Source organism: Scytonema sp. NUACC21 (assembly GCF_054684315.1).
Map to the genome: position 1 here is coordinate 103,141 of NZ_BAAFZH010000097.1, position 17,827 is coordinate 120,967.

Annotated in this window: 14 protein-coding genes; 7 read left to right on the forward strand and 7 right to left on the reverse strand. The window is 41.2% G+C overall.

Features of this window, described 5'->3' with window-relative positions; all coding sequences use genetic code 11:
• Positions 1 to 19 precede the first annotated feature (19 nt).
• Together ACYRY3_RS29315 and ACYRY3_RS29320 are read right to left on the reverse strand one after the other, a co-directional pair.
• Positions 20 to 340, reverse strand: a complete 321-nt coding sequence (locus tag ACYRY3_RS29315; protein WP_460205196.1) for a hypothetical protein — start codon at positions 338 to 340, stop codon at positions 20 to 22.
• Between the two features lie 167 nt (positions 341 to 507).
• Positions 508 to 999, reverse strand: a complete 492-nt coding sequence (locus ACYRY3_RS29320; protein ID WP_460205197.1) for a molybdenum cofactor biosynthesis protein MoaE — start codon at positions 997 to 999, stop codon at positions 508 to 510.
• A 730-nt stretch (positions 1,000 to 1,729) separates the two neighbouring features.
• Here ACYRY3_RS29320 and ACYRY3_RS29325 point away from each other — a divergent pair.
• The 5 genes from ACYRY3_RS29325 (at position 1,730) to ACYRY3_RS29345 (ending at position 9,694) form a co-directional block, all read left to right on the forward strand.
• Complete coding sequence (locus tag ACYRY3_RS29325) at positions 1,730 to 4,141, forward strand: hybrid sensor histidine kinase/response regulator (protein WP_460205198.1); 2,412 nt, start codon at positions 1,730 to 1,732, stop codon at positions 4,139 to 4,141.
• 52 nt (positions 4,142 to 4,193) lie between these two features.
• Positions 4,194 to 6,722: a GAF domain-containing protein gene (locus ACYRY3_RS29330; RefSeq protein ID WP_460205199.1), complete on the forward strand. Its 2,529-nt coding sequence runs from the start codon at positions 4,194 to 4,196 to the stop codon at positions 6,720 to 6,722.
• A 126-nt stretch (positions 6,723 to 6,848) separates the two neighbouring features.
• On the forward strand, positions 6,849 to 7,295 hold the full coding sequence (locus tag ACYRY3_RS29335; RefSeq protein WP_460205200.1) for a response regulator: 447 nt from the start codon (positions 6,849 to 6,851) through the stop codon (positions 7,293 to 7,295).
• Between the two features lie 15 nt (positions 7,296 to 7,310).
• Positions 7,311 to 9,203, forward strand: a complete 1,893-nt coding sequence (locus ACYRY3_RS29340) for a hybrid sensor histidine kinase/response regulator (protein ID WP_460205201.1) — start codon at positions 7,311 to 7,313, stop codon at positions 9,201 to 9,203.
• 95 nt (positions 9,204 to 9,298) lie between these two features.
• A complete protein-coding gene (locus ACYRY3_RS29345; RefSeq protein WP_460205202.1) occupies positions 9,299 to 9,694 on the forward strand; it encodes a nuclear transport factor 2 family protein in 396 nt (131 codons plus the stop codon).
• 100 nt (positions 9,695 to 9,794) lie between these two features.
• Here the strand turns inward: ACYRY3_RS29345 and pyrR are convergent, their stop codons facing one another.
• The 3 genes from pyrR to ACYRY3_RS29360 form a co-directional block, all read right to left on the reverse strand.
• Entirely contained in the window at positions 9,795 to 10,346 is a 552-nt protein-coding gene (pyrR, locus tag ACYRY3_RS29350; RefSeq protein ID WP_460205203.1) for a bifunctional pyr operon transcriptional regulator/uracil phosphoribosyltransferase PyrR, read from the reverse strand.
• A 186-nt stretch (positions 10,347 to 10,532) separates the two neighbouring features.
• Positions 10,533 to 11,501 carry an adenosylcobinamide-phosphate synthase CbiB gene (cbiB, locus tag ACYRY3_RS29355; RefSeq protein WP_460205204.1) on the reverse strand — a complete coding sequence of 323 codons (969 nt, stop codon included), beginning with the start codon at positions 11,499 to 11,501 and terminating at the stop codon, positions 10,533 to 10,535.
• A gap of 73 nt (positions 11,502 to 11,574) precedes the next feature.
• On the reverse strand, positions 11,575 to 12,018 hold the full coding sequence (locus tag ACYRY3_RS29360) for an Rrf2 family transcriptional regulator (RefSeq protein WP_460205275.1): 444 nt from the start codon (positions 12,016 to 12,018) through the stop codon (positions 11,575 to 11,577).
• Between the two features lie 416 nt (positions 12,019 to 12,434).
• Here ACYRY3_RS29360 and ACYRY3_RS29365 point away from each other — a divergent pair, with 416 nt between their 5' ends.
• The gene (locus ACYRY3_RS29365) at positions 12,435 to 12,848 is read left to right on the forward strand and encodes an AbrB family transcriptional regulator (protein ID WP_460205205.1); all 414 of its coding nucleotides are present in this window, start codon (positions 12,435 to 12,437) and stop codon (positions 12,846 to 12,848) included.
• A gap of 59 nt (positions 12,849 to 12,907) precedes the next feature.
• Here the strand turns inward: ACYRY3_RS29365 and ACYRY3_RS29370 are convergent, their stop codons facing one another.
• Positions 12,908 to 14,812, reverse strand: a complete 1,905-nt coding sequence (locus ACYRY3_RS29370; protein ID WP_460205206.1) for a chloride channel protein — start codon at positions 14,810 to 14,812, stop codon at positions 12,908 to 12,910.
• Positions 14,813 to 15,336: 524 nt separating this feature from the next.
• Here ACYRY3_RS29370 and ACYRY3_RS29375 point away from each other — a divergent pair.
• Complete coding sequence (locus ACYRY3_RS29375) at positions 15,337 to 15,708, forward strand: hypothetical protein (protein ID WP_460205207.1); 372 nt, start codon at positions 15,337 to 15,339, stop codon at positions 15,706 to 15,708.
• 89 nt (positions 15,709 to 15,797) lie between these two features.
• Here the strand turns inward: ACYRY3_RS29375 and ACYRY3_RS29380 are convergent, their stop codons facing one another.
• The gene (locus ACYRY3_RS29380) at positions 15,798 to 17,411 is read right to left on the reverse strand and encodes an ArnT family glycosyltransferase (protein WP_460205208.1); all 1,614 of its coding nucleotides are present in this window, start codon (positions 17,409 to 17,411) and stop codon (positions 15,798 to 15,800) included.
• Positions 17,412 to 17,827: the final 416 nt, after the last annotated feature.

Sequence of the window (17,827 nt, forward strand, 5' to 3'; positions counted from 1 at the left end):
AATGACTAATGACCAATAACTAATCTTGAACATGACGTACTGCCAATTTGTGTAGTGGCAGACTGATAATACAAGAAAATGTTAAGAAATATGACAGTGCGGTTGTTATTCTTAAAGTCATCAATAGAGTTTCCCAGTCAGGGAGAACAAGTTTCTGAATAGCAAAAGCAACACAGTAAACGAGCCAGTAAGAAAAGCTCATTCTAAACAGAATTTTCTCTGTTTCTTCTATTTCATTCTTGTGTTGCTTGTCTTCCCACAATAAAAGCAAACCTACAATACAAGCTACAAAGGAAACAGCAACTACAGAACCGTGACAAATGAAACTTAATGATTGCATTGGTATTTACCCCAAAAGTTTCTATTGGAGATAAGTCTAAAGGAATAGCCTTTTGAGATAAGCAAATAGTTACAAACTGAAATAGATAAGTAGCTTTTTTGTAAAAAAATATAAAGAAAATATAAGTTAGTTGTGAGTTGTGAGTAGCTACTCACAACAACAAAGCACTAACAATTTTGCTCTTCACAAGCACCAATACTCACCCAACTACTCGAACCATCTTGCCAATGTTCTTTCTTCCAAATGGGAGCATTGTGTTTGAGGGTATCAATCGCATAGCGGCAAGCTTCAAACGCTTCAGAACGGTGGGGACAACCTACTGCGACTAGAACGCTAATTTCACCAACTTGTAAACGCCCAATGCGATGGTGAATGACGACGCGATTGACAATCGGCCATGAAGAGCGAATATCAGCAGCAATTTGATAAAACACACGCAAAGCCATAGGTTCATAAGCTTGATACTCTAGAGCAACCACAGGTTGACCATTGGTTTGATTGCGAACCATTCCACTCATAACCACCACAGCCCCATTAGATAGGTCATCAGCTTTAGCGTAAACTTCATCCAGAGACAATGGCGCAAAGGTAATGGCAAAGCCATCTTCGGTTTTTGGTTTTATGGGAGTTGCAAATCGATTTGTTACAGCCAAATTCATTTTTGGTAATTTTTATGTAAATCGGTACAAGTAAAGTTATCTGGTTAAAGTCGTTCTTTGTCGTTTGTCATTTGTCAGGGTTATGGTAAGGTTTACATTCCTTAACAAACTTGGTTTTATTTCTACCGACTGACTTAATTCTTGTTCTTAGAGTTACAGCGATAGGGGAAAAACGCCCACAAGTATGTGGGGAATTCAAAAACCTTGATACGTCCTTCAAACTGCAATCCCTACTCTGACAACAACCTTTAGCAGGTATTTGCAACAATTATAACAATTTAAATATTAACAGACTTTTACGAAATTATACGCAACTACTGTATAATTTCAAAAAATTTACTGAAATCCGGAAAAAAAGTCGTCATCCCCCTTTAGGCATATTAATATAGTTAAGTAACAAAATCATTTATAAACTTCTAACAAATCAATTAGTAAGTCGATTGAGTTAACAAATATGGTAACCACTTAATTAACCAGGGAAACAGTTGTCAGTTAGGGCTACCGCATGAAGGCACTCTGAGCGACAAATTTCGCTTTCAAAAGTTGAAAATTTCGATATATATAATTCTCACAAGCTGAAAATCTAGATATCTATGGCTCTCATCAACAAACTCACAGGTAGCAAGAATTTCCTGCAGCCGCCCTGAAAATCTCCATATTGATTATCTCTAACAACTGCGAGTTACAGCATTTTGAAAGCCATAATTCAGCAAAAGTAGGAAAAGATATAATGAGTTCCTTATTAAAAAATGAAGCAGCGAGGTTAAAAGTTCTCCATCACTATCAGATTCTCGACACTTCACCGGAAGAAGCATTTGACGATTTAGCATTCCTCGCAGCCCAAGTGTGTGCGACACCAATTTCACTCATCAATTTTATAGACACTAACCGTCAGTGGTTTAAAGCAAAAGTGGGGCTGGATGTGGAAGTAATGCCAGTAGATTTAGGTTTTTGCTCCTATTGTGTTGAACAACGCGATATTGTAGTTATTCCTGACACCTGGGCGGATCGACGGTTTGCCTGTAACCCTGTAGTTACCTCTGCCCCCTATGTAAGATTTTATGCTGGGGTTCCTTTAATAAGTCCAGAGGGAGAAGTTATAGGTACTTTATGTGTTATCGATCGCACACCACGCCAGATGAAGTCGGAACAAGTAGAGTCGCTCAAAGCAATTAGTCGCTTGATTATGAGGCAACTGGAACTACGCCGGAACTTAACTGAGGTAGCAAGTATAAAAAATGATTATAAACAGGCACAAGAAGCATTACGGCAAAGTGAATCTGTACTCAGCAGTTTCTTTGACAGTGCGCCAATGATGATGGGCATTGTTGAACTGGCAAACAATGAAATCCTGCATACTTCTAATAACGCTGCGACAGCAAAATTCTTCGGCATCACCCCAGCAGAAATGCGAAATCGCCTTGCTAGAGACATGGGTATGTCACAGAAGTACGTAGGTGATTGGATTAATTATTACCGTCAAGCAGAACGCACTCAATCACCTGTAACCTTTGAATATCCCCACGAAACAGCTGATGGTGACAGATGGCTGAAGGCTACAGTCTCGGCAATTGTGGAGGATTATGGAAAATGTCAGCGATTTGCGTATATTGTTGAAGATATTACCATACGCAAACAAGCAGAACAAAAAATCCGCGAACAAGCAGCGTTACTTGATATAGCTACGGATGCAATTGTTGTGCGAGATTTGAAAAATAAAATTTTGCTATGGAATAAAAGCGCAGAAAAACTTTATGGTTGGGATGCGAAAGAAGCTCTTGGTAAAAATGCTGATGAAATTTTATATAACGAACCGATAACACAACATTTAGAAATTTACAAAAACATTTTAGAGCATGGTTCTTGGCAAGGGGAATTGCAAAAAATTACTAAGTCTGGCAAAGAAATTCTAGTTGAAAGTCGTTGGACACTAATAAGAGATGAATATTATCAACCCAAATCTATTCTTGTTGTGGATACTGATATAACTCAGAAAAAACAACTGGAAAAGCAGTTTTTACGCGCTCAACGCATGGAGAGTATCGGAACTCTTGCTAGTGGAATTGCTCATGATTTGAATAATGTTCTTTCTCCAATTTTAATGTCAGTCCAAATGCTCAAAATGAAATGTCAGGATGAACGCAGCAAGGAAATACTAACAATTGTGGAAAATAATGGCAAACGCGGCGCTAATTTGGTTAAACAAGTTCTTTCTTTTGCACGTGGAATGGAGGGCGATCGCACTGTCCTCCAAATCAAGCATCTCATTGCGGAAATGAAGCAAATTGTCGAGCAAACATTTCCAAAATGCATAACTGTTCAAACAGAGATTCAGTCAGACCTGTTGCCAGTGCAAGGTGATAGTACTCAATTGCATCAAGTTCTAATGAATTTGTGTCTTAACGCTAGAGATGCAATGCCTAAAGGTGGAACTTTAACAATCTCAGCTAAGAACGTGTTCATTGACGAAAACTTTGCTAGGATGCATCTTGATGCTAAAGAAGGGTCTTACATTGTTCTCACAATCACTGATACAGGCGTAGGTATTTCCAATGAGCTTTTAGATAGAATTTTTGAACCATTTTTTACAACCAAAGAATTTGGTAAAGGAACTGGGCTGGGGCTATCAACAGTTATGGGCATTGTTAAAGGACATGGTGGTTTTATTAGCGTGTCCAGCAGCTTGGGTAAGGGCACAATATTTAAAGTCTATGTGCCAGCTATCCATACAGTGGCTATGCAATCTGTGGAAGATTTGGATATACCAACAGGATTTGGAGAATGGATTTTAGTGGTAGATGATGAACCTGCTGTGCGAGAAATTACCAAAACTTCTTTAGAAAATAATAATTATAAAGTAATGACTGCTAGTGATGGCATAGAAGCAGTAGCGTTATATGCTCAGTACAAAGATAAAATTAGTGCGGCAATTGTAGATATGATGATGCCAAACATGGATGGAGCCACTGCTATCTGTGCTTTGCAAAGAATGAACCCTCTTTTGAGTATCATTGCTGTCAGTGGATTGGCTACAAGCGATCAAGTGCTATTCAATAAAACAGCTGTACCCACAATATTTTTGCCAAAACCCTATACAGCACAGGAATTATTAAAAACTCTACACACAGTCATTGGTCAATAATTCTTTGTTCTTTGTCTTAAACTAGTGACAAATGATAAAAGACAAATAATAAATGACTAATATAATACTGGTTGTAGACGACGATGATATTACACAGTTACAAATGCGGGGACTCCTGGAAAGAGAAGGGTACCGGGTGATAGAGGCAAGCAATGGTCAGCAAGCTTTAAAATTGTATAAAAAATTACAGCCAGATATAGTACTGCTAGATGCTATTATGCCCACGATGGATGGGTTTACCTGTTGTTCTCAATTACAAACACTTCCTGGTGGTACAGAAACACCCGTATTAATGATTACTGGGCTTGCGGATGAGGTATCAGTAGAGCGTGCTTTCGCAGCTGGTGCGACAGATTACGTTACCAAGCCAATTCAATGGCAAGTTTTGCGTCAGCGAGTGCGTCGTCTATTGGAAGCCCGTCGTGCGATGCAAGAATTACAACAGCAAACTCAGCAGGCCCAGAGACGAGAGGCTCAACTCAGGATAGCATTAGAAGCCGCTCGCATGAGTACTTGGGATTGGGACATGACAAGTAACAAAGTGGCTTGGTCAGATCGTTTCAAAGCACTTTTTCCTTTGGAAAATGAGATTGAAGGTACATCCTATGAAGCTTTTATTGAACGCCTTCATCCCCAAGACCGTGATTTTGTCAACCGTTCAGTGAAACAGGCTCTTCAAGAAGGAACTGAATACGACATTGAATTCCGGGTTCTTTGGCAAGACGGTACTATTCATTGGATGGCAAGCAAGGGAGTTGTTTTTCGTAACTCTGAAGGAGTAGCGCTGCGGATGTCCGGAGTAGATATGGACATTACTAAGCACAAGCAAGCGGAAGAGTCACTGGAAGTTTATGCCAACAGACAGGCACTGGTGGCAGAACTCAGTCAAATGGCATTAGCTGGTCTTTGTTTAACTACATTAATGCATGAAACTGTCACCCTTGTTGCCCAAAGCCTTGAGGTGGAGTATTGCAATATTTTGGAACTTATGCCTGATGGTCAAACTTTCAAGCTAAAAGCAGGGGTAGGTTGGCACGAAGATCTAGTAGAAAAAACAACTGTTAGCGCCGCAAGAGATTCTCAAGCTGGGTATACCCTACTTTTTCAAGAAGCAGTGATTGTTAATGATTTTCGCACGGAAACGCGCTTTTCTAAACCACAGTTGCTGGGCGAGGGTGAAATAGTCAGTGGTCTTTCGTTATTAATTCCTGGAAAAAACGCTCCTTTTGGTGTTTTAGAAGTCCATACAACGCGATCGCACACCTTCAATAAAGATGACATTTACTTCTTACAAGCTGTGACCAATATGCTGGCTGCGGCAATTGAGCGTCAAAAAGTCGAAGACGCCCTCAGAGACAGCGAACAGCGCTCTCAATTATTTGCCGACATCACGTTAAAAATTCGTCAGTCCTTGCAGATTGATGAAATTCTTCAAACAAGCGTCACAGAAGTGCAACAGGTGTTGCACGCAGACCGCGTACTAATTTTTCGGTTGCTATCAGATGGTTCCGGAGTTGTTGTACAGGAGGCTGTTGTTCCTGGATTTCTGTCTGTTTTGGGACATAATATTGACGATCCCTGCTTTCAAGAGGATTACATAGAGAAATATCGTCAAGGGCGGATTGGTTCTATTGCTAACGTTGAGCAGGTAGCAGTAGAATCTTGCTATATAAAATTTTTACAACAATTAGGTGTCAAAGCCAACTTAGTCGTACCTATCTTTTTAAAGAATAAATTATGGGGTCTGCTTATTGCTCATCAATGTGCTTCCCCTCGCGAGTGGACAAGTTGGCAAACTGAACTTTTACGACAGTTAGCAGATCAGATAGGTATTGCTTTAGCTCAAGCTCAACTTTTAGAACAAGAAACTCGCCAACGACAAGAACTCACGCGTTCCAATGAGGAGCTGCAACAATTTGCCTTTATTGCTTCTCACGACTTACAAGAACCACTGCGTAAAATAAAAACATTTGGAGAGCGATTAAAAGCTTCTTGTGGTGACGCTTTGACCGAACAGGGAAGCGACTATCTTGAACGGATGCAGAATGCAACTCGTAGGATGCATGCTTTAATTGAGGATTTGCTCACACTTTCAAGAGTTACCACTAGAGCAAAACCTTTTGAGCGAGTGAATCTGACCCAAGTGATGCAAGAGGTCTTATCTGATTTAGAAATCCGTATTTTACAAACTCAAGCCCGTGTGGAAGTGGGTGAGTTACCGACGGTTCATGCCGATCCACTACAGATGCATCAATTGCTGCAAAATCTCATTAGCAACGCGCTGAAGTTTCACCGTAAAGAAGAGATACCTATTGTCAAAATTTACAGCGAACAAAACTCTACGGACAATTGTCAAATTATTGTTGAAGACAATGGTATTGGTTTTGACGAAAAGTACCTCGATCGCATTTTTAACGTTTTTCAACGTTTGCACGGTCGCAACGAATATGAAGGCACGGGGATGGGGTTAGCTATTGCCCGTAAGATTGTGGAGCGTCACGGTTGGACCATTACTGCACGGAGTCAACCAAGTCAGGGATCGAGTTTCATTGTTTTACTACCAATTTATCCGTCTGCTTGATTCGCTTTTCTGAATAACAGTTTATTATACTGCAAAGGGTGTAATGATTTTACAACCGAGCTCCGCTATTGGTTTTATTTTAACAATCAATTAATGATATAACCAACGTAAAGGAGAGAACGTAGAGTGAATGGTCGGCAAACAACCACTACAATCTTAATGGCTGAAGACGATGAGGATGACCGTATGTTAGTTCGTGAGGCATTGACCGAAAGCCGCTTGACTCACGAATTGTACACTGTCACTGATGGTGAGGAGTTGATGGATTATCTCCATCAACGTGGTAAGTATGCCGACAAAAATATTGCACCACGTCCGTGTCTAATCTTGCTAGATTTAAATATGCCCAAAAAAGATGGTCGTGAAGCGCTTAAGGAAATTAAAGCTGACTCTAATCTCAGGCAAATTCCCATTGTTGTGCTCACAACCTCTAAGGCAGAGGAAGATATTCACAGTACTTATGATTTGGGTGCGAACTCTTTCATTATTAAACCAGCGACTTTCGCTTCCTTGGTTGAGGTGATGAAGGCAATAGGAAAATACTGGTTTGACACCGTGGAACTGCCACTATAAAAAAGGGAGGCAGAAATGAAGCAAATCCCCATTAAAGTTCTTTTAGTCGATGATGACGAAGATGATTACACTCTAACTCGTGATTGGTTCCGTGAATTTCAGATGGCTTATTGCGAGTTGGAATGGGTTAACAGTTATCAGTCAGCAAAGGAGGCTCTTGCTAATAACCAACACGATCTGTATCTTGTAGATTACCGTTTGGGAGCATATAACGGCTTGGAACTGTTGCATGAAGCCATAAATCTCGGCTGCTCTTCCCCAATCATTTTACTGACAGGTCAGGGAGATAGGGAAATAGATATTGAGGCAATGAAAGCAGGTGCAGTAGATTATTTAGAAAAAGGTCAATTGACTGCACCACTGCTTGAACGTGCCATCCGCTACGCTTTTGAACGCAAACGAGCCGAGTTAAAAATACGCGAACAGGCAGCTTTACTTGATGTTGCCACCGACGCAATTTTTGTACGAGATTTAGAAAACAAAATTTTATTTTGGAATAAAGCCGCCGAGAATCTTTATGGTTGGAAATCAACTGAGGTGATAGGCAAGAAAGTACCAGAACTGTGGGATGAAAAAGATTTATCGCAATTACAATCAGCTCTTAATTCCTTGGTAAAAAGTGGCTCTTGGGAAGGGGAGTTATATCAACGAACAAAATTAGGTAAAGAAATTATTGTTGAGAGTCGCTGGACTTTGGTACGAGAGTTTGATAAAAAAAGACAATCAATTCTCGTTGTTAATACTGATATCACAGAAAAAAAAGAACTAAAAGCACAATTTTTTCGCGCCCAACGTCTTGAGAGCATTGGTACCCTAGCAAGTGGTATTGCTCACGATCTTAACAATGTTCTTGCGCCTATTCTCATGACGGCACAACTTCTGGAATCACAATTGCATGATGAACGCAGTAAGCGATTGCTGCCTATCTTAATATCCAATGCTAAGCGTGGAGCAAATTTGGTGAAGCAAGTGCTCTCTTTTACTCGGGGAATAGAGGGCAATCGCACTCTACTCCAATTAAAGCATTTGATTAGAGAAATCCAGCAAGTTCTAGGAGAAACATTTCCCAAATCTATTCAGTTGTCCGTTCAAATAGCACAAAATCTGTGGGCTGTTTCTGGTGATGCAACTCAACTACATCAAGTCTTGATGAATTTGTGCGTTAATGCTCGTGATGCTATGCCCAATGGTGGTACCTTGCTGATCGCTGCTGAAAATCTTTTAGTTGACGAAAATTACGCTAGAATGCACATTGATGCTCGTGTTGGGTCTTATGTGGTCATTACCGTTTCAGATACTGGAGTTGGTATTCCTTATGAAATAGTAGACCGTATTTTTGAACCATTTTTTACCACTAAAGAAATTGGAAAAGGTACTGGATTAGGACTTTCTACAGTACTAGGCATTATTAAGAGTCACAGCGGTTTTATTAATGTCTACAGTGAAATAGGGAAAGGCACTCAGTTTAAAGTGTATTTACCAGCACAAGAAGCAAAAGAAACCCTGGAAGAGCAAGAAATGGATTTACCACAGGGGAATGGAGAATTGATTTTAGTTGTAGATGATGAAGACTCAATTCGAGAAGTTACCAAAACATCATTGGAAAACTATAACTACAAAGCCATAACTGCTAGTGATGGCATTGAAGCGATCGCCCTTTATGCAGAATATCGGCATCAGATATCCATTGTTTTAACAGATATGGTCATGCCATCTATGGATGGGTTAACAACAATTCGGACGCTACAAAAAATTAATCCGGACGTAAAAATCATTGCTGTGAGCGGGCTGGCTTCTACTGAAAAGATTAATGCCGTTACAGAGGTAGGAGTCAAAGCCTTCTTAGCCAAACCATATACCGCAAAACAACTCTTACAAACGATTAGCACCGTTAAAAGTGAAAATTAGAAAATTCCCGAGATTTGTAGATTTGTAGGGGGGGCACTGCCCACCGATATCATAGATATGAGGCAAGCTCATCCTAAGCCCTAACGCAACTAATTATGACTCACCAGCATTCTGAAGTTTTAGCTGTTAATGAAGCTTTTTATCGAGCCTTTGAAAAGAAAGACCTTGAAGCAATGGGTGCAGTGTGGTCGCAAGGAACTGGTAGCCTGTGCGTTCACCCTGGATGGAATGTGCTGCGCGGCTGGAAGGAGATTCAGACTTCCTGGGTAAAAATCTTTAGAAATACAGCTTACATCGAGATCAACACAAATATCATTACGACAGAAGTTCGCGAAAATGTCGCTTATGTGGTACTTGTAGAGAATATTTTGCAAATTGTCAACGGTAGAAGACTCGAAGCCCAATCTACAGCGACGAACATCTTTGAGTTTTTTGGTGGCAAATGGTACTTAGTTCACCATCACGCTAGTCCTGTCATGAGGAATTCCTAATTGATAATTCGTAGTTCGTAATTGAGATAGCCATTACGAATTACGAATTACGAATGACGAATGACTTTAGTCGGTTTCACTACGAATTACTTCGTTTTGCCTACTTCTCTCCTATTAACTCCACACTATCTCGTCCATCAAGTTCTTGTAGGAAGACTTTGACACTCTCATCTTTGGCAGTAGGTAATTGCTTGCCAACAAAATCTGGATGAATTGGGACTTCACGATGACCCCTGTCTACCAAAACTGCCAGACGAATGGACTCCGGTCTACCATATTCGTTGACAGCATTTAAAGCCGCACGAATTGTCCGACCTTTATAAATGACATCATCTACGAGGATAACTGTTTTTCCCGTGAGATCGAAAGGGATGTCGGTTTTTGCAGGAGTCCGCAACCCAATTTGATCCAAATCATCGCGATAAAACGTAATATCCAATGCTCCCACTTCTATAGGTACACCTTCAAGCGCCTCAATTTGACGTGCCAGCATCTGGGCTAATGGCACACCTCTGGTATAGATACCAATTAAAACGAGTTGAGACAGATATGGAGTTTTTTCTACAATTTGGGACGCGAGGCGATTAACGGTACGACGGAGTTCTTGTGGTGAAAGAATTTCAACAACTTTAGCTTGAGTAGATAGAATCATAGACTGATACCCCTGAACCATGTTTTTGACAATAGCTAATGGCTAATGACTAATCGCAATACAGCAACCAGCCATTGGTTATTAACAATGAGCAGCTAGGAATTCTCTATCTCCATGATTACCTGTTTTTATCTCAGGTGGGTACTACTCTCGTTACAATTCTGCATCTATGAGGCGGGGAGTGAGTTAATAAATACTATATATATGAAGTAAAGTACAACCTATGCCCAACCAAAGTAAAAAACAATAACGAGTCAGTTGCATAGCTTGCTCGATACAACTTGAGGTAATGGGATTGATAGCGTCTCCAAGCAGTGGTTTTTGCTTTGCAATGCCACGATACCAATTTGTACCACCCATTTGCACACCTAAAATAGCAGCGTAGGCGCACTCACTCCACCCAGAGTTGGGACTGGGATCGCTAACAGCATCTCGACGGCAAATTTGCCAAACGTGCAAAGGTTTACCTGAAAGAAGTGCCAGTGTTATGACGAAAAATCGACATGGAATCCAACTCAGGCAATCTTCCACCCTTGCACTAAACCATCCTAAATAGGTATACGGCGCTTCCCGGTAGCCCACCATTGAATCGAGAGTGCTGCTGGCTTTGTACGCTAAAGCTAAGGGAGTCGAACCGACAACAGGTACAAACGCTCCAATAATCGCATAAAAAAGAGGAGCCATCACCCCATCAGTGGCATTCTCAGTCACAGTTTCTAGAGTTGCTCGCAAAACTTCTGATTCTGTCAAATTCTCTGTATCTCGACCAACATAATTACTCAAAACAGAACGAGCTTCCGACAAGTTACCTGCTGTTAGAGGTTGTAAAACTGTTTGGGCTGCTACTCTCAAACTGCGACCAGCAAAACAGCTGGCTAGGAGAATGCATTCTAATGTTCCTCCTAAAAGGGGATGTATAAGTTTGGTAGTTAGAATAAGGAAATATCCAATAGTGCCACTACCAAGTATTAAGATGATGCCTAGCAAAATTCCAGCTATGCGTTGCGTGACAGAATTATGACAATATGTTAAAGCGAGTTTGGTAAAGTGCGAAATTACCCATCCCATTACTTTTACTGGATGAGGCCAATCCCAAGGATCGCCAATTAAGTAATCTATAGTAGCGGCAATGATTAAAATAACAGCAGATGTCATTGGTCTTTTTTACGAGTTTCCTCTGTCATTAGTCTTTTGTCCTTTGTTAGGGTTTATGCTAAGAGACTAATGACTAAACAATAAAACTGGCTTCTTCTCCAAGAGAAGCTTGCCAACTACGAGCATCATAATATAGGTCTGCCAGAGTAATACTGTATAACGCTTCTTTGAGTTTTTGGTGCAATCTCTGCCAAAGGCTATAGGTTACCCAATCTTCTGCTTGGGTTGGAGACGCTTGGTGATGAGGTAAGGGTTCAATAGTTTCACCAACTGCTTCTAAAATTTCTCCCAAAGAAATTTGTGCGGGCGATCGCGCAAGTTGATAACCTCCAATACTGCCGCGAATTGATTTCACCAATCCAGCGCGGCGCATTTCTATTAGTAATTTTTCCAGGTAAGGAGCAGGGATATCTTGGCGGGAGGCTATTGCTTTAGTAGATGCTGGGCCATATTCTGGCTGTAAGCTTAAATCAAGCAACGCTTTTACACTGTAATGTCCTCTAGTCGTTAGTTTCATTTTAGTCAAGAGTCAAGAGTCAAGAGTCAAGAGTCAACAGGCAATTAACAAAGGACGAATGACTAGAGTTCAGTTTTGCTTATCATTTTATGTGATAATTATCAAATTTTGTAGGTAGTTATGTGACAATTATCAAATTTTGTAGTTAGGCAACCCTCTTAGCATCCTTTAAAAAACTTAAACAAATATCTGGTGGCAGTCTTCAAAAACTTACAAACTATAGTTATCACCATTATTTGTCTTCTTTAGACTATATTGTATTGGCAATATTGCTAGACGAGCAAAAATTTGCTCTTGAGGTGTAATATACTTAGCTAGGCTAAGATAAAAACAAATGATTCCGATCGCATTAGCTCAACCTCAGCTAAAATAATATCGATTAATCATATCTGACCATTCGTTTGTGACTTAAGTTGATGGCTAAACAGAAAAAAATTGAACCCCTAGTCGGAGAAGATCTGCTCAGAAAAGTCAAAGAGCTAGAGAACCTAAGCAAAGAAGAAAAAGCGAAACAATGCGGCTACTATACCGTAACCAAAAACGGTATCGAGCGCGTCAACATGATGAAATTCTTAAATGCCCTGATTGACGCTGAGGGCATTCAGCTAGATAGTGCTCCTAGTGCAAATGGGCGTGGCGGACGAAGTGCTAGCTATAGAATTAGCGTGCAATCGAACGGTAACTTATTAATAGGTTCAGCCTATACAAAACAAATGAATCTCAAGCCGGGAGATGAGTTTGTCATTACTTTAGGCAAAAAACACATTCGTCTGAGGCAAGTAGACTCTGAGGAGAGAGAAGGCGCTGAGGCACAAGAAGCCTTAGTCTAAAAAGTTAATGGTCTTCGTCCTTTGTCAGATGTTACTCATTTAAGACAAAGGACAAAGGACTATGAACCCAGACTGACACCTGTTTTAATAGTCATTGGTAAGTAATGACGAAGAGATCTGCGCGTCACTGCGACGTTGCAGGTTAAAGAGATTTGTTCCCGTTCTAATAAACCTAAAATTCGTTCTTGGTTATCTCGGGCTACTACAGGTAATTGATGCAAACCTCGACCTGCCATTCGATCTAATGCTTCAGAGAGAGGTTCATCAAGCCATGCATAAAGGATATCAGTAGTAGAGATGTCCATAAGGGTTTGACTGGCGATATTAGCCCGGATTTCACTTGATGAATTTGGGTATTTTTCCCAAACGCAAAGGGCACGGTTGATATCTTCCAAAGAGACGATACCAACAAGTTGCCCTATTTCATTAACAACCAAAGCACTGCGACACAAGTCTCCTGTCATTTCCAAAGCTGCTTCTATTACCTTCATAGTTGCTGGTAGCTTTTTGGGACAAGAGTACATAGCATCTCCTACCAAAATTTGCTGTAAAATTTCTGCCTGTTCATCTTTCAATTCCGAAAGACCTATTTGTTGTAAATTGGAGTTGGAGTTAGAATTTGGCTTCATTCTGTCTACAAGCCAAACACTTAAACCCACTGCTGCCATTAATGGTAAGACAATACGGTAGTCTCTGGTTAATTCAAAAAGCATCAAAATTGCTGTGAGTGGTGCTCGCACACTAGCAGCCAAAACTGCTGCCATTCCTACCATTGCATAAGCGGGGGGACCTGCCATAAATTGACCAACTTCAGGTGCTACACTCGCTAAAATTTTTGCGTAAGCGGCTCCAAAGGAAGCACCTAAAAACATGGCGGGTGCAAACATACCACCGACAAAACCACTACCAGTACTGATAGCCGTCATTAGAAGTTTTCCTACAAGAAGCATAACTAACAGACGCAAAGAAAATTCTGCATCCTGAAGCATTGCTTCTATGGTTCCATAACCGATACCTAAAATTTGAGGAAGATATAAAGCAACTGTACCAACAATAACGCCGCCGATAATAGGGTGAATGGGTTCTGGGATGCGTTTCATCCAACGTAAATGAGACACTTGTCCGTGAAAGCAGGCTTTTGTCACGCGAATTGCTTGGGTATAGGTCAGAGAAACCAAGCTGGCTCCTAAACCTAAGCCAAGATATAAGGGCAATTCCAGAGGGCTGCGGACTTGGTAAGCAGGTAAGGCAAAAGCAGGCTGTGAACCCAACCCAATTTGAGCAATCAGGGCTGCAACAACTGCGGCTAGTAACACCACACTAACTGCTGAAGTAGCAAAGGCAGTCGTTCCTAAAACCACTTCAAGAGCAAAGAAAACTCCTGCAATGGGGGCGTTAAACCCGGCAGCTAAGCCCGCAGCTGCACCTGCGCCCAAAAGCAACCGCTGCCTTTCTTGAGAGACTTGCAGGACAACAGACAGTAGCAAGCCAAAATTGGCACCAATTTCTACACTTGGTCCTTCCGGTCCTAATGAAGCACCACTTCCTAAAGATACTGATGCTGCTAGCATCTTAGTCACTGGTCGTAGTTTGCGCTGTATTTCCCTTCCAGAGGAAGCAGCGATAAGAGATGAAAGCCCAGGTCCAAAATCAGATGTGCGCCAGCGCATGAATCCGACAATTAATCCCCCCAATGTCGGAACACATGCCAAAGTCCAAGCGCCCCAACCACCAATCGCTCCCATGAAATTTTCCAGCATGAAATGGTGAACGATCTCGATCAGGTAGTGAAACGTGACCACTCCCATTCCGGTACCACCGCCTATCAGGATGGCTAAAAACAGAACAACACTTTCTGGGGATGGCTGAAAACGGTTAATGAAATGGGTCAAATGAGGCGAAAGGGAGTGAGAAACAGGTTGTTCCACTACCTTCCTCAGTTGAGTAGAAGGCAAAAAGTTCATCGCGTGGAGGAGTAAATCTAATAAAAAATTTAAATTTTTATGTCTTACATTTTATTGTGAGCGATTATTTAGCAACCAGACAAGTAGAGAGGCGATATGTTGCGTCTCTACATAAATCCAACATCTCTACATATTAGATTTACAAAGCTTTGGTTAAAAAATTGCCAGTGCTCAAAATTTTCGCGGAGAGAATGCTTAAATGGGAGAGAATCGAAGGTCTACGTTCGTGCTTGGAGTCAAGGAATTCTCAGTATTGAGCTTACCCCCAAGCCGACCGTGTTCGGGCTTGTAAATGACTCAACTTGACCAGCCAAAGATATGATGGTTGCCACGTTGTAAAGTACATACCTGAAACAGAGGCATCGACGGCTTTTCTACCACTAAAATTGTAGGGAAACCGCAATGCGAAAGATTCGGTGATTGATTGCTGGTGTCAGAACACTGGGTGCTCTACACGCGTGTCAATCAAAAATTCTATATAGCTGTTTTATGAAGCGAGTAAATGGACTAGGCGGACGAGGTAGATGAATACACACACCTTTGATAATCATTACGTGACTTGCCCTATTTGTCAAAGAAACCCTGCACCTAAGAGGGTAAAAACAGGCGTTGGCTTGTTTTCTTGTCCGTATTGCCAGGAAAGGCTAGTCGTTTGTCAAAGCGGTCATTACGTCCGCGATCCTTTTATCTACAGACAGCACGTAGCAGTCTCGTCGTCCCTACGCCGTCAAAGTAGACCTGTAGCTAGAATTTTACGGGATTTTGTTATTCTCAAGCACCCTTTGGTAGCGTTAGTTCTCGGATGCGCTATTTTGTTAAGTGCGCTCGGCATAACCCAGCAGCAAACTGCCAACTCCGACCTTCCAAAGCTTCCCAGGACGGAGAAACAACAGTGAGGGCGTTAGTAGTTAGTCGTTAGTAGTTAGTCGTTAGTAGGAAATACTACTAACCGCTAACCACTAACCAAGAACTACTATCTTGAAATCTACTTAGTATTTTTTGTAATAAGTACCCAATCTGTTGTTTGGTCAATTTGCTTAACAGAATTTAAATGAAGATTTTTTCTTGCCGTTTCATCAAGTAACAAGTAGGGTCGCTTTTCATCTTGCCAGTAATTGTTCAGTTGAAGAACAGATGCGGGAAGGATTGTACGCTCACTGTAAAAATCTAATGAAGGACGATGATAGGGAAAGGATGTGTAAATCTTTGTCGTTGCCGGGTTTGCCCTCTGAATCATTTGGGCAACTGGTTTTACTGGGTAGGCTTCCCCTAATTCCCAAATCCAGTGCTGAGAATTCATTAATAGCAGTAACGACACATAAGTACCCCAGAATAATATTTTGAGGAATTGCCCATCGCCTCTCTCTGCCAAAACAGCAGCTAGAGCCATTGTCAAAGCGACTGCTGCAAAAGTTAGTTGTAACTCTGGTTTATTATTACTCCCCCAAGTATAGTAAATACTACCAGTAGTTCCGATGAAAGCCATTAAACCCAACGAGACTACCCAAGAACGGGGATAAGATGACAGCAATTGCGAGTCTTCAATGTCTGCTAGCTTTGCCCCAACAGCTAAGGCTAAGCTGGGGTAGATTGGAAATACGTACCAAGGAAGTTTAGTACCCATTAGGGAAATGGAAATTAAGTAAACACCACTCCATATCAGTACAAGCTTTGCCCAACTGAGATTGCGATTTTCCCAAGTTAAACGCAAACTGGATGGTAAGAAAATCAGCCAAGGCCAGGTGTATTTGAATATCTCAAGCAGATAGTACCACGGGGGTCCAGAATGACCTTCAAAAGATTGCCAAAGACGGCTGAAGGACTGATCTACCATACCGACTTTGGTAAATATGTGACCGTAATGAAGCCACTGTGAACTGTACCAAAATGCTACAGGTACACTCCCTATGAAAATTCCCAACCACAGATACCAACTGCGAAACAGTCGTGGTGTATCCCACAAGAGAAATAGGATTGCGATCGCTCCCATTAATATGCCCAGTATGCTTTTTGTTAGGCAAATTAACCCAAAACCAATGCCAACCCCAAGGCAGTAACGTAAATTGCGACGAGAGCGTAGTAAACACAGCATCATCAGCATAAAAAAACAGACGACTGCCCCATCCAACATAGCCAATCGCCCGTGGCGTACTACAGGCAGCATTGTTAGGTAAATCAAGGCACTATATATCGCTGCACGACGTTGATGAAATATTTCTCGACCAATGTAATAAAGCAAAGGTACGGAAATAGCCGTGAGCATTGCCCCAGGTAAGCGGGTAGCCCACTCATTAATTCCCCACAGCTGATATGCCCCAGCAATCAGTAAATGCATTAGCGGTGGTTTGTTATAATACGGTTCACCACCTAGGGTCGGGTAAAGCCAACGCATGGAACCAGCTGGAGCACGGAATATTTCACGTGCAACCTGTGCGACAGTACCTTCATCCCAATCTCGCAGTGGTAATTCTCCAAGATTTATGGTAAATAATAACACAGCCGCCAAAAACAGTACTATAAACCAAACCCAATCAATCCTTTTTTCCACCGCTCTATACTGTTTTTCCAGACGACCCCAAATAAAACTTCCTTCTTGCATATTCTCGGATATTTACTGTGCTTTCTGGTTCGATTAAACTCCAGACGTGTTGGAGGCTCGAATGTTGCCACTCGTAATAGAGCGAGTGTGCTTGAAATAATCCTTTGATTTTAAATTAACTTACATTTCTTCGTAAAGGATTTTTTACAGTTTTTTTAATTTATGTATTTTTCTTACTATAACAAGTAAAAGGAGTTCCAATAAAAATTAAAATTATTCAGAGATTCTTGATAAAGCAAACATTAAAATACCGTAATTTAATTAAATGTTAGGTTTTCTTCTGCAAAGCAAAATTTAATTGAATTGTTTTGTTACTCCCTTTCTGCCATCAGATTACCTACGGACATAGACGTAAACGGAGGGTGGGCACCCCCACCACCAGCCAACTACAAAAATCGGTAATTGTCCACCAGAAA

Bases quoted from the DNA above. Each gene is read 5' to 3' on its own strand.
- pyrR (WP_460205203.1), bottom strand. From the start codon at position 10,346: ATGATTCTATCTACTCAAGCTAAAGTTGTTGAAATTCTTTCACCACAA.
- ACYRY3_RS29365 (WP_460205205.1), top strand. From the start codon at position 12,435: ATGGCTAAACAGAAAAAAATTGAACCCCTAGTCGGAGAAGATCTGCTC.
- ACYRY3_RS29375 (WP_460205207.1), top strand. From the start codon at position 15,337: ATGAATACACACACCTTTGATAATCATTACGTGACTTGCCCTATTTGT.
- ACYRY3_RS29345 (WP_460205202.1), top strand. From the start codon at position 9,299: ATGACTCACCAGCATTCTGAAGTTTTAGCTGTTAATGAAGCTTTTTAT.
- ACYRY3_RS29360 (WP_460205275.1), bottom strand. From the start codon at position 12,018: ATGAAACTAACGACTAGAGGACATTACAGTGTAAAAGCGTTGCTTGAT.
- ACYRY3_RS29330 (WP_460205199.1), top strand. From the start codon at position 4,194: ATGACTAATATAATACTGGTTGTAGACGACGATGATATTACACAGTTA.
- cbiB (WP_460205204.1), bottom strand. From the start codon at position 11,501: ATGACATCTGCTGTTATTTTAATCATTGCCGCTACTATAGATTACTTA.
- ACYRY3_RS29325 (WP_460205198.1), top strand. From the start codon at position 1,730: ATGAGTTCCTTATTAAAAAATGAAGCAGCGAGGTTAAAAGTTCTCCAT.
- ACYRY3_RS29315 (WP_460205196.1), bottom strand. From the start codon at position 340: ATGCAATCATTAAGTTTCATTTGTCACGGTTCTGTAGTTGCTGTTTCC.
- ACYRY3_RS29370 (WP_460205206.1), bottom strand. From the start codon at position 14,812: ATGAACTTTTTGCCTTCTACTCAACTGAGGAAGGTAGTGGAACAACCT.
- ACYRY3_RS29340 (WP_460205201.1), top strand. From the start codon at position 7,311: ATGAAGCAAATCCCCATTAAAGTTCTTTTAGTCGATGATGACGAAGAT.
- ACYRY3_RS29320 (WP_460205197.1), bottom strand. From the start codon at position 999: ATGAATTTGGCTGTAACAAATCGATTTGCAACTCCCATAAAACCAAAA.
- ACYRY3_RS29380 (WP_460205208.1), bottom strand. From the start codon at position 17,411: ATGCAAGAAGGAAGTTTTATTTGGGGTCGTCTGGAAAAACAGTATAGA.